Here is a 13,182-nt window from a genome sequence, read left to right on the forward strand (position 1 = left end):
CACAATTTCAATATAGCATACATTATATTTGTGTGCAATATCCAATTATCATAAATAGCAATTCTGTTTTTTATCTATTTTCACTATTTATCTTTACTTAAATATGTGTTTTATTGCTTTTTGCACAATTGTTTTTATCGTTTTCCACACTTTTTACCATAAGCGTCTTTCTCAAAGAAACCATTTTTTATTATTCTCTTACGAATATTGTGCTCGTGCTCAATACGATAATTTATAATTTTCCCAGCATACGCTATTGCCTGTCAGACTGTTTTGTGTTAAAATTTTTCTAATATCAAGCGGGAACATAACTCATTACAAAGACCGAAGCACAGGATATGTACCGTAGAAGTAAGAGGTGATAAGATCAATGGCTGTTACCATTAATGAGATTGCCCAGCTGGCAAATGTATCCAGGGCAACTGTAGATAAAGTAATACATCACCGTCCCGGTGTTAAGAAAGAAACACGGGAGCGGGTAGAATTTATATTAAAAAATATGGATTATCGTCCCAATCTTCTTGGAAAAGCACTTGTGCACAGTAAGAATCCTATGAAGATCGGAATCATCCTTCCACCGGATTATAATGCTTTTATTCAGGTTCTTCTGAAAGGAATCCACAAAGCCCAGGCAGAGTATGCTCCTTTTGGATTTGAAGTAGTAGTTAAGATGCTTACCTCCCTGGAGCCTGTGGAGTTTATGGGACTACTTCTCCAAATGGAAGCCGAAAATGTAAACGGCCTGGCAATGATTCCTATTGATGATCCTCAAGTGATCAAGAAAATCAACCAAATGGAGCAAAATGGCATCCATATCCTTACCTTTAATTCTCCTATTGAAGAATTGCACGGTTTCTGCTATGTAGGACAAGATCATAAGAAAGCTGGTACTGTTGCCGCTGGTCTTATGGAGAAGCTGCTCCCTCAGGGTGGGAAGATTGGTGTGATCATCAGTTCCCATTCCCTTACCTGTCATACAGAACGGCTGGATGGATTTTGCAGCCGCCTGTTCCAATCTCTTAACGAGATCCAGATCATTGGCACAGAAGAGAATCAAGATAAGCAGGAGGATGCCTTCCGTATTGCCTTAAGTTACCTGAACCGTTATCCGGATCTGATGGGTTTTTACCTGTCTGGCAATGGATGCCGTGGCGTACAACAGGCACTTTCTATTGCCAATATTTCCCACCCTGTAAAGATGATCTGTCATGACCTGGTTCCGGAGTCTGCCCAGATGCTGCAGGATGGCTGTCTGGATTTTGTGATCGCACAAAATGCCCAGGAACAGGGATATCAGATCGTGAAGCAGCTTTTCGAGTACCTGATGCTTGCCCAGAAGCCTGCCGATTACTTTTATGAGATTCCAATCCAGATCATCACCCGGGAACTTTTATAAGATTCCTGCCCAGCTTTTTCACAGACAAAAGCTGCGGTATGTACCGGCGTGAAGCCGGAAGTACCGCAGCTTATTTTTATTATGTATTTGCCTATTTCCTATTAATACTGTTGTTGTTTGTCAAGAATCTTTCGCATACTTCTGTTAGCAAAACAAACATCCTCTTTCCAGGTGTCCTGTCCCACATCCCAAAGTTCCGTCACAAACCGGCGAACCCCCAGGCTCCAGGCAGTTTGAATGATTTTTTCAAAGTCTACATGGCCCTCCAAAAATGGCACCTCACGAAAAATACCTGGTTTTGTTTCTTTAAGGTGGAGCGAAATAAGATTTCCTCTTCCAAGGGTAAGATCTTCCATTGCGTCATGCTTATGCAGAACAGCTGCATTGGTTATATTTCCAGCATCCGGATATATCTTCATATATGTCGAATTTACCAGGCTCACATATTTCATCGCTTTTCCAACTGTGTTCATAAATTCGTTTTCCATGGTTTCAAATCCCAAAAGAACGCCCAGCCGTTCACCAGCTTCCGCTGCATGTGTAATATTTTCCAAAAATAATCTTTTTGTTTCAACGCTAGACTCTCCATAATAAATATCGTAGCCAGGAAGCATAACCGTACGTATTCCAAGATCTGCCGCCAATTCTATAGATTTTTCCATAATCTCAACACCACGGTTTCTGATTTCTGGATCAGGATCGCCAAGCGCATACTTCGTCAAAGCGCTGACACTCATAGACCGGATCGGGAGTGCTGCCTCATTCATTGTTTTTAGCAGTTCAAATCTTTCTGAGGTGCTCATATAAACTCTCTGAATGCGTTCCTCGCTAGCGTCAATACACATCTCCAAATAGTCATAGCCACACTCTCTAGCACAAATCAGTTTTTCTTTCCAGCTTAAACTGTTTCGAACTGCCTTTTCATACAAGCCTATTTCATATGCTTTCATAGCATCGCCCTTACACTAATAAATTACTTTTGTCCATAATATGAATTTGCTCCATGTTTTCTGAAATAATGCCTATCCAATAGCTCCTGCGGAGCTGGTTTTACATTTGGATTGATCATTTCGCAATGAGCCGCCATCTTGGCTACTTCCTCAACTACAACCGCATTGTGAACCGCCTCGTGTCCGTCTTTTCCCCAGGTAAAGGGACCATGGTTTTTGCACAGTACACCTGGAATCGCTTCGTAATCTTTGTCCTTGAAAAGATCTGCAATCAGCACACCCGTGTTAACTTCATAATCTTTCAATTCCTCTTTCGTCAGATTACGCGCACATGGTATCTCACCATAGAAATAGTCGGCATGTGTGGTTCCGTAGCAAGGAATCCCTCTTCCCGCCTGCGCCCAACTGGTTGCCCACGGAGAATGAGTATGTACAATACCGCCAATGTGTGCAAATGCTTTATATAGTTTCACATGGGTGGATGTATCGGACGAAGGATTATATTTTCCTTCCACTTTATTTCCATTCAGATCCACTAGAACCATATCTTCCGGTTTTAGTTTGTCATAAGCAACGCCACTAGGCTTGATTGCAAAGATTCCACTTTTGCGGTCAATCTCACTAACATTTCCCCAGGTAAAAGTAACTAAGCCATATTGCGGAAGAAGCATATTTGCCTCATAAACCCGCTGTTTTAATTCCTCTAACATCTTGCACCTCAATAGTTAAACATATTCCATCTGCATGTGAAAGGAACCGATATTATCAGATGTGTAGAAGCACTGTATGAAAGTACTCACTGAAAGAATTTCCCCTCCGGCATAAACGCAGCCGTACAGTACAGCAACAACCTTCTCATGCATTGGAAGTGGTATTAAATAATCTGTTCTCAAATTTTATTTCATATATTCTTTCATTGACTTTGCAACCAGCAAAGGGTCTTTTGCTGTGTATAAAGCACTCCCTACAACTACCCAATCAGGTTTTCCCGCAACAATATCTGGCATTTGATCTACTGTTATTCCACCAGAAATCCCTGCTTTGGCATTTTTGACATTAGCTTTAATCACCTTTAATGCTTCAAGTGGTGCGCTAATGCAATTTAACATATCATGCGCAGTATGCACCAAAATATAGTCAAATCCCATTGCATCTAATTCCTGCACTCGTTCTGCTAAATTCGCAACACCTATCATATCAACCATTGCTTCTTTCCCACGTTCATGTGCTGCCCGAACCACGCCACTACAAGTTTCATTATTCGTCATTCCAATTGTTGTTACAATATCAGCTCCAGCGTCATAAGCATAGGATGCGATATCGTATCCACCATCAACCAGCTTAGCATCACATAAAACTTTCTTATGTGGATATTTCTGTTTCATTTTTCCCAGTGCTGAAAATCCTTCGCACAACCCCAACATGGTTCCAATTTCGATAATATCAATATATGGTTCGATCTTTTCCATAAGAGCAAATGCTTCTTCAATATTTGTATAATCAATTGCTGCCTGTAATTTCACCATAACCTCCTACTCCTCTCGTCCATATGCGCACCATAATGGATCAAGATTCTCAACTATCTTCTTAAATACCGCAATCTTTTTTTGATAAATCTTAAAGTTGTCTTCTATAGGATAAAAAATTTCACCTTGCTGCGTCATTTCATTTACCGCTTCTCGAACATCCCTATAAAGTCCAGAGGTCACTGCTCCAACAATCGCCGCACCCTTGGTGCCCATCTCTTCATTAGGTACAATTTCAATCGGAATGCCAAATACATCTGCAAAAATCTGTATCCATACTCTCGATGCCGTAGCACCACCAGCCATGCGAATAATCTCCGGTTTTTCCCGATTAGCAAATAAATGTTCCATCTGGAGGAGATGTGAAAAAGCCACACCCTCATAAACAGCTCTCAACATATGGGCTCGCGTGTGCTCTGGCCTAAGACCTATCCAAGTGCCTGCAGCATCTGGATTATCTCGATTACCCTGCAAAAATGGCAAAAATAGTAAATTGGAACTATCCGGGTTAACGCTTTCCACATTATGATTAATCTCATCATATAGATCAGAAGACTTTTCCTGACGGTCTGCGTATAGTGTTGTTATTACCCACTCCAGAGTTCCCGAAGATGTTGGATATCCTTCCTCGATTAAAAATTGTCCAGGAAACGCAAAATACTCATTATATTTTATAGTTCCATTCAGTATAGGCTCATTAGAAATATAACCGTTTATTCCATGAGTACCTGTTATCATAAAGCAAAGCCTGGAATCTAAAATTCCCATTGCCAAAGCTGAAGCAATAACATCATGAGAACCCGCGGCCACCAGTGTCCCCTGAACACACCCACATTGCAAAGCCGCTTCGCTAGTCAGACGTCCAGCCTCTTCAAAATCCCAGCAAAGTCTTCCAAACTTATCTGTCATTTCTTCGATTCCAAATAAAATCCCCAATTCTTTGCTGAATTCTCCCTTGGAGAGATCCATTAAACCACTCACTGACTGACACCCTTGTCCTGCAATGGCATTTCCGGTAAAACGAAATGCCAAAAAATCTTTCATAGAGAATAAATAGCCTATTTTTGCATAATTTTCCGGTTCATATTTTTTCAGCCATGCCAAAAGAGCATTTAAATGAACAGGTGATGAATGTCGATAAATTTTGCTGTATGCCTTTTTATCTGTACCATCTTTTTTCCATTGTTCTACAATTTCCTCAGCTCTCGCATCCGCAGATGTAATAGCATTTCGGATGCTTTTTCCAAAACGATCAACCGCATAAAAGCCACAGCCTTGTCCTGCAATGCCAATACATGCAATTTCATTAGGATCTACTCCAGTCTCTGTTATTACATTTTTTATGCAATTGCAATTGATTTCCCAAAGCTTTTCCTGGTCATACTCTGTTCGCCCAGGTTTAGGTTTTAATACCTCATTATATTGTCTTGCTATTCCAAGCCGTTTTCCTTTTTTGTCATAAATCGCTGCTTTAATATAAGTTCCGCCATTATCAACACCCAGAAGATACTTTTTCATAACTATATCCTCGTCGTTTCTTTCTTAAATCCGGCGTGCATCTTATTGCTTAATGCCTGTGCAAAAACTACAATAATTACCAGCAAACCAACAACAACTTGATACCAGATCGGATTTACATATTGCTGCATATTAAATATGTTATTTAAAAATGCTAATATCCACGCCCCCCAAAATGCTCCGATAATCTTGCCACGTCCTCCGGCTAAGTGAATTCCTCCTAAAACACATGCCGCAATTGCATACATTTCATAACCACTTCCAGAAGTTACTTTCCCGGCTCCTGAAGATGAAACTTGCAAAATACCTGTAATTCCTGCAAATAAGCTGCATAAAATATGTGCCAGCATTTTTGTCTTATTCACATTGACTCCCATCATCACTGCCGATTCCTCGCTGGCTCCTACAGCATACATACTGCGAAATGCTGGTTTTGACTTAACCAATCGGCTCATGATGACATATAGCACTACAAAACAGATTAATTCTATATCAATCGTTTTTAAAACAGAAAAATTACCAAAGCTTTTTAACGCACTACTCATATTACTCGGTTTATAAGTATTTCCTTGGGTCAGCATTAAATTCACGCCATTCAATCCCAATTGCACAGCTATAGTAACAATCCATGGATGTAATTTTCCTTTTGTAATAAGCAATCCATTAAGTGTTCCTATAGTACCAGCAACTAATAGCGGCATAGCAAACGCAAGCACAACCGAATAATTCGAGAAGTATAAGCATACCAAACCACAAAGCGGAAATAAAGTACTGATGCTCAGATCAATTGTTCCACATATGATAGTTAACGAAATACCACATGCCAAAAGTCCACGAATAGTCGCCTGCCTGCCTACATTTGCAATATTATCAATAGATAAAAACACTCTGCCATTGATCAAACATCCTATCAAAACAACAACCAATACACCTATCAATGTACTGTTCTTTGCCAATTTATGTCCCAATTTCGCAGTAGTTTTCACATTTATTTTTCCCATATGCATCACCTCTATTTCTGCCCTATGTAAGTATTAATTAATACAGCAGCAATTATAAGTATTGCTTTAATTATATAAGCAAGCGCATAGTAAATATTATTCATGTTTACCATCATGTTGATCAGCTGAAGCAATAGCGCAGCGAAAAGAGCTCCTGTCAAATTCGCCTTGCCCCCACTCATAGGTGTTCCTCCAACTACAGTTGCTGCAATCGCATCAAATTCTTTCGTTAAACCAATATTAGAAGAATCTGCCTGCATTACCATAATTCCCTGTTCAACACCAGCAATAACAGCTAATAATGCACTAATGACATATACCGAAATCAGAATCCCGGAAACAGATACGCCCGATATGCCTGCAGCTTTTGGATTATTTCCAACCGCTTCTACATATGTGCCATATCTTGTTTTCTCTACAACAAACCAGAGTATTGCAAATATGATCAACATGATTACCACATGAACAGGTATAACATCACCAATTCGATAATATGATAACGTTGATAAAAAATCATTTTTAAACATAACGGTAGAGCCACCATACATTCCTTTTGCAATACCTCTTAATATGTACATCATCGCCATCGTTACGATCATAGATTGTATATCATATTTTGCAACTAACACTCCGCAAATCCAGCCAAAAAAGCCTCCAACAATAAGCGTAATCAAAAATGCCAAAACCGGATGCAGACCAGCACTGATTGTCAACGCAAAAATCATAGCAGCTAATGCCATACCGGAACCCACCGATATGTCAATATTAGCTGTAGCTATAACCAGAGTCATACCAAAACTAATGAGCAAAATTGGGAAACTTTGTATAAATAAGTTTTGTATTGTGTTTATTCTTATAAAATTTGTTGTTGTCACACAATTAAACAGAAACAACAGGAAAAAAAATATGACCGCGCCATACTTTCTGGCTATCTTCACAATATCAATTTTTTTCTGCCACATTTTCTCCTCCTTTTGACGCGCTGCCGGCTGCAATCATGGCAAGAATATTATCTTCAGATATCTCATCTCCTACTAATTCTCCAGTAGCACAGCCATCACTCAAAACAACTACTCTATCACAATTACGCACAAGCTCAGAAATTTCCGAGGAAATATAAATAATACTAATTCCCTGTTTTACAAATTCTCTTACTAATTTTTCTATCTCTTGCTTTGCACCGACATCGATCCCTCTGGTCGGCTCATCGAGAATAATTAAATCAGGTTCTGTAGCAAGCCATCTGGCTAATATTACTTTTTGCTGATTTCCTCCAGAAAGAAGGCGGATTCTCTTTTCCTCACTTGGGGTTTTTATTTTCAAACGGTCTATGTAACGTTTAACAACCTCATCTCTCTCTTTATTTCTGACAACACCCTTCTTTGACAATCGTTTCAGCGAAGACAATACGATATTATCTCTAATAGACATGTCAGGAATAATTCCTTCTTCACGACGGTTTTCTGTACAAAATGCCATTCCCATTGAAATAGCTTTTCTAGGGGTCTGCTTTTGTATTTCTTTTCCTTTATAAACAATTTTGCCATTTTGAAGCAGATTACATCCAAAAATCAATTGAGCTGTTTCTGATCTTCCAGATCCAAGCAATCCTGTCAGCCCCAGTATTTCACCTTTATGCACCCCAAAAGTTACTTTTTTTACTTTTGGAAAACAAGCAAGATCTTTCACTTCTAACAGATAATCTTCATCAAAGGTAGTTTTGCCTCTGACAGTCTTTTCATTCTCGACCTTTCTTCCAACCATAGACGTTACCAATTCTTCATTACCGATTTCTGAGATACGCCAAGAACCTATATATTTTCCGTCTCGTAAAACAGTTACGTTTTCACATATTTCATAAACCTCATTTAAACGATGGGATATGAAAATAATGCCTATATTTTTATTTTTCAGGCGACGCATGATCTTAAATAACTGTTGCACCTCGTTGGAATCAAGTGAAGATGTCGGCTCGTCAAGCACCAATATCTTACAATTACGACTTACCGCTCTGGCGATTGAAACCATCTGTTGTGTCGCCGTTCCTAATGTTCCAAGCTGTGCACCTGCCTCAATATCCAGTCCAATGTCATCAAGAAGGGCTTGTGCCTCTTTTTCCATTTTCTTCCACATAATGTTTTTCCCGGAATTAATTGGATATGTTCCCAAAAAAATATTTTCAGCAACGCTTAAATACGGAATCATGTTTAGTTCCTGAAAAACCGCACTAATGCCAGCTTGTTGCGCCTGTTGAACATTATTTATATTAACCTCTTTTCCTTCAATTTTAATTACACCGGCGCTTGCTTTATAAACGCCTGTTAGTATTTTGATCAAGGTGGATTTACCGGCGCCATTTTCTCCCATTAAAGCATGAATTTCCCCAGGCTTTACTTTCAGTTGTACATCGTCTAATGCTTTTACACCTGGAAATGATTTTTTTATATGGTCCATTTCCAAAAGATAGCCATCTGCATGCATTAAGTCCAACCTCCTTCTTAGATATTTTAATTGTGTATGAACACGACAGGGCTATCGTAAAGATAGCCCCATCTTAATGATGCATTAGTATCCTTCTGAATCATACACTTCATCAACATTATCACTTGTAATTGTATTCATTGGAACAAGATAAGTCTCTTCCAATTCCTCGCCCGTCCTATAGCTGTCAATGCAGGAGAATAATGTATCACCACCTCTAGGTGTACATGTAATTGCAGCTGTTGTCTCTCCATCTTTAATAGAATCCAGAACCTGGAATGGGCTGTCAACAGTAATTACACCCACGTCTTCGGTCGGTTTTAATCCTGCCTGTTTCAATCCAAGAATAATTCCAGGTATCATATCGCCGCCATGAGAGTATACAACATCAAATTCAGAAGTCTGAGCCACATTCTGAACAACATTCTGAGCAGTTGTTGCGCTCCAATCTCCACTCTGGGTAATAACCTCTACGTTATCATAATCTGCAACATAATCTGCAAAGCCATTATGTCTGTTCTGTGCATCAGACTGTCCCATAGTTCCTGTTATCTCAAGAACAGTAACGCTATCCTCTGTACCATAAGTATCAACCACCCATTTACCCGCTGCCTTGCCCTGTTCATACTGGTCAGAGCGGATCGTTGTAATAAAATCTTCTCCAAACACACCACTTGTATATTCTGTATCCATATCAATAACAGGAATACCTGCCTCTTTGCATGCTTCAAATGCCGGAGCAATTGCCTCTGCATCCACTGGAACAATTACGATCAAATCACAATCCTGTGCAATTAAATCTTCCACATCTCCAATCTGTTTCTCAATATCGAGGTCCGCATTGGTCATGACTAATTCATATCCATACTCTTTTGCCTTTTCCTCAATGTCTGCTACTTCGCATGCTCTCCAGTCGCCTGTATAAGTATTTTCAGCAAATCCAACCTTAAAAGTTTCCTTTGGCGCATCCTCCGATGTTTCTGCATTTACCAGAGTTGCGCTTCCCGTAGTTGTAAGTGCTCCAATCATCAATAATACCAGTGTTCTTTTTTTCATATCCCTTTTCTCCTTTCTGTTTTATTTTATGGGATCGGTTTCATTGTGAGCTTATTGTACATCCCGCTGTGTTAACTGTCAATATCTTTTTGATGCAAATATTATTTTTTATATTTTTGCTATTTATTTTGTTTTATTTTTGTATATTATGTATAATATGATTTTTCATTTATGTTTTTTAACTGGCTTTTATGGTTGTAAATATGGTATCGATTTCACGCTATTTATCAAGCTTATTCTTTTTTCAACCATATTTATAACACCGGTTCTATTTTTTCTATTGAACTTATAAATAAATTGAATTAGAATGTATACAAATGCTTTTATTATTTTTTATATGGGAGATTCCATTTATGACGATCAATGATATTGCCACCCTTGCCGGTGTTTCAAAATCAACTGTTTCACGTGTATTAAATAATGCCTCCAATGTCAATGAAAAAACACGACAATTGGTTCTGAAAGTAATGAAAGAAAACAACTACGTTCCTTCTTGTATGGCACGTGCACTTAACAAAAACAAAAACAATGTCATTGGCCTAATTCTGCCCGATGTAGACAGTGCTTTTTTTGGAGCAATTGTCCATGGGATCAATGACGTTCTTAAGAAAACGGACTATACGATCCTTTTATGCTGTACTGATAACAATCCTCAGGATGAGCTCCATGCATTGTACGCCCTTCAGCAGCAAAGAGTATCCGGGCTTTTTTTAACCACCTCTTCCAGCTTTGCTACCCCAAAAGATGCGCAATTGATTACTGACGCAGTAAAAGATATCAAGGCACCCGTTGTATTGATTGACCGAATTTTCCCAAATACTTCTTGGGATGGCGTATATTCCGATAATTTTTCCGGTGCCTATTCTGCCGTACACACACTAATTGAATGTGGATATAGAAAAATTGGTGCATACATCTCAGATATGAAACTGCAGATTGGTCAGGAACGATATAACGGCTTTCAGCTTGCTATGTCTGATGCCAATATTCCGATAGACAAAAAATATTTATTTTTAGATGATTTTTCTGTTTCACACAAAGACATTTACGACTATACTTGTCAGCAAATTCAAAAAAACAATCTACCAGACGCAATCTTTCTCAGCAATAGAATTATAACCAAGGGTTTTTTTAAAGCAATTTTTGAAAATGGGATTGTTCCAGGAAAAGATATTCATTGCATAGGTTTTGACTATAGTGACCTCATAGATATTTTGAATATTCCTTACTCCTATTTGGAACGTAATCTTAACTTATTTGGACAAACATCTGCTCATTTGCTTTTGTCAAGAAAAAACAATGAATCTCCAGTCCAAAGAAATTATACCATCCCAGCCACACTTCATATTCATGAAAGCTTAGCTAAGCAGCATGCCAAAAATGCAGATATTATTTAGTGATTATAACCTTTCATTCAGCTTATAGATGGGCTGACTAAATGGGATAGTAAGCGCCAAATCCTTTATTCGTGTGGCTTTTGCTTGATTGACAGTTTAACAAACCATAAAATATATGGAACTCTTCACGATAAAACAGAAGATACAAAAATAATGCAATATATAATTAATAGCTGGCTACCAACATTTATTGATACGCCAATTCCTATAGTTATACGTGAATACAAGGGTCAATATTTAGATGCTTATATTGTGGACTCAATTAGCAGATTATACAGATGAGATATCGTAGAATTGATGAATTTTAAATATTCTCTTAACCGGTGTCCAATTTGTAAGAAAATATAAAAAAAGATGGACGGACAAATTTCTGTTCTAAATATTCAGCTAATAAAAAAGCACAAAAATGCAATGATCAAAAATGTCCGGTACATAAATCCGTACCATTGAGTCTCCGTAAACTGTAATAAAACACTGAGTATAATCTTCCAAAGTACCATTCTACCAAATTTTGAGAAAATATAGAGTGGCAGTTTTATAAATAAAGACACTTTAATAAGCCTCACCGGAACCGGTCTTTGGGAGGTTTATCTTTTATCAATTCAAACGGCCAGCTTAAGACAGAGTTGACAGTATGCAGGACGCTTTGTCCCGAACCAGAATCTGCTACCTGTATGATAGTTGCTTTTAGTTTCTGTGCCCAGTCAAGAGAGTCGAATTTATAACCGCCAGGTTTCACAATATCACTATCATCAATGTGAATGACCGGTTGATCGGGACACCCATTCTTTACATTTGATGTAAAATTAACCCCAGAAAATCCTCCTTCTTTTGTTTAGTACGACTTTTTTGTGGTGAATTAATTTTACATCAAAAAGGAGTAGGATTCCTTTTATTTTGGGTATTTTTTGAAAGCTATGTATATTCAATACAATAGTATTGTAGTCTTGCGGATAAAACTGCAGAAACTCAAGAATCCGTACCGGATTCCAAATTGTTCTAACCTATGATATACTAACCATGTTGTCCAACCGATACCCGGCAACGGGAGGAGGTGAACGTCTTTGTCAGCAATTATTATTTCTTTCCTTGTCTCCTTTATGGCAAGCATAGCCGCCTATTATGTTTGCAAATGGTTAGACGGTGACAAGTAGGGCAACTCTAGCCTAGTGGTTTCTTATCCACTATAATAAAATAAGAAGAAAGCCCAAGAAGCTGCAACTTCAAGGGCTTTCATTCTTTTTGTCTTTGTCAGACTTATTATTTCTTTTTGCCTATCAGCATTATATCATATGCATTTCTGTAAATCAATATACCTGCTCTCAATATTTCCATGGATTTCTTATCCATTTGTTTTTTACAGCCAAAAGCTTTCTCAGTCTTCCTCAATATGATCCCGGCCCTGGTCAATGATGGTCCGCACATGCTCATCTGCAAGGGAATAAAAAATGGATTTTCCTTCCCTGCGGCTCTTTACCAGCTTATTCTGCTTCAGGATCCGAAGCTGATGGGAAATAGCAGACTGATTCATATTCAATACCCTGGCCAGATCGCAGACACACACCTCTGCTTCAAAAAGGACAAACAGAATCCGTATTCTGGTGGAATCCCCAAATACCTTAAATAGCTCTGCCAGATCATATAACTCTGTTTCTTCCGGCATGGTATCATTCACGGTCTTCAGAAGATCCTCATGTACTTCAAAACAATCACACACCTCAAGACCCTTTTCCTCCATACGGTTTCTCCTCTCTTTCTTTTGAATTTAAATAGGCGTTTGCGAAACGCCACAACACCGCATAAATACGGCATTTTTTGTTACCTAAAAACAAATAACTCCTCACTGGACATGGTATA

Annotated in this window: 11 protein-coding genes; 2 read left to right on the forward strand and 9 right to left on the reverse strand. The window is 38.6% G+C overall.

Annotated features, from left to right (window positions below):
• Positions 1 to 370: 370 nt before the first annotated feature.
• Entirely contained in the window at positions 371 to 1,396 is a 1,026-nt protein-coding gene (locus OCV61_RS15060; protein ID WP_158422513.1) for a LacI family DNA-binding transcriptional regulator, read from the forward strand.
• Positions 1,397 to 1,497: 101 nt separating this feature from the next.
• Here the strand turns inward: OCV61_RS15060 and OCV61_RS15065 are convergent, their stop codons facing one another.
• The 8 genes from OCV61_RS15065 to OCV61_RS15100 form a co-directional block, all read right to left on the reverse strand.
• On the reverse strand, positions 1,498 to 2,346 hold the full coding sequence (locus OCV61_RS15065; protein WP_158422514.1) for an L-ribulose-5-phosphate 3-epimerase: 849 nt from the start codon (positions 2,344 to 2,346) through the stop codon (positions 1,498 to 1,500).
• 23 nt (positions 2,347 to 2,369) lie between these two features.
• Positions 2,370 to 3,056 (reverse strand): L-ribulose-5-phosphate 4-epimerase, encoded by a 687-nt coding sequence (locus OCV61_RS15070; RefSeq protein WP_158422515.1) that lies wholly within the window; start codon positions 3,054 to 3,056, stop codon positions 2,370 to 2,372.
• A gap of 186 nt (positions 3,057 to 3,242) precedes the next feature.
• Complete coding sequence (hxlA, locus tag OCV61_RS15075) at positions 3,243 to 3,872, reverse strand: 3-hexulose-6-phosphate synthase (RefSeq protein ID WP_158422516.1); 630 nt, start codon at positions 3,870 to 3,872, stop codon at positions 3,243 to 3,245.
• Between the two features lie 6 nt (positions 3,873 to 3,878).
• Positions 3,879 to 5,390, reverse strand: coding sequence for an FGGY-family carbohydrate kinase (locus OCV61_RS15080; protein ID WP_158422517.1), 1,512 nt, complete (start codon positions 5,388 to 5,390; stop codon positions 3,879 to 3,881).
• A gap of 2 nt (positions 5,391 to 5,392) precedes the next feature.
• Positions 5,393 to 6,391 carry an ABC transporter permease gene (locus OCV61_RS15085; protein WP_262583143.1) on the reverse strand — a complete coding sequence of 333 codons (999 nt, stop codon included), beginning with the start codon at positions 6,389 to 6,391 and terminating at the stop codon, positions 5,393 to 5,395.
• A gap of 11 nt (positions 6,392 to 6,402) precedes the next feature.
• Positions 6,403 to 7,353 carry an ABC transporter permease gene (locus tag OCV61_RS15090; RefSeq protein WP_158422519.1) on the reverse strand — a complete coding sequence of 317 codons (951 nt, stop codon included), beginning with the start codon at positions 7,351 to 7,353 and terminating at the stop codon, positions 6,403 to 6,405.
• Positions 7,334 to 8,872 carry a sugar ABC transporter ATP-binding protein gene (locus tag OCV61_RS15095; protein ID WP_158422520.1) on the reverse strand — a complete coding sequence of 513 codons (1,539 nt, stop codon included), beginning with the start codon at positions 8,870 to 8,872 and terminating at the stop codon, positions 7,334 to 7,336. Before OCV61_RS15095 ends, OCV61_RS15090 begins: the two co-directional genes overlap by 20 nt.
• An 84-nt stretch (positions 8,873 to 8,956) precedes the next feature.
• Positions 8,957 to 9,928 (reverse strand): ABC transporter substrate-binding protein, encoded by a 972-nt coding sequence (locus OCV61_RS15100; protein WP_158422521.1) that lies wholly within the window; start codon positions 9,926 to 9,928, stop codon positions 8,957 to 8,959.
• A 353-nt stretch (positions 9,929 to 10,281) separates the two neighbouring features.
• Between OCV61_RS15100 and OCV61_RS15105 the strand changes: the two genes are divergently transcribed.
• Positions 10,282 to 11,325, forward strand: coding sequence for a LacI family DNA-binding transcriptional regulator (locus OCV61_RS15105; protein ID WP_262583145.1), 1,044 nt, complete (start codon positions 10,282 to 10,284; stop codon positions 11,323 to 11,325).
• Positions 11,326 to 12,700: 1,375 nt separating this feature from the next.
• Here the strand turns inward: OCV61_RS15105 and OCV61_RS15110 are convergent.
• Positions 12,701 to 13,063 carry an ArsR/SmtB family transcription factor gene (locus tag OCV61_RS15110; protein ID WP_158422523.1) on the reverse strand — a complete coding sequence of 121 codons (363 nt, stop codon included), beginning with the start codon at positions 13,061 to 13,063 and terminating at the stop codon, positions 12,701 to 12,703.
• Between the last annotated feature and the right edge of the window lie 119 nt (positions 13,064 to 13,182).

The sequence above is a fragment of the Blautia ammoniilytica genome, from assembly GCF_025566965.1.
Taxonomy (GTDB): Bacteria; Bacillota; Clostridia; order Lachnospirales; family Lachnospiraceae; genus Blautia_A; species Blautia_A ammoniilytica.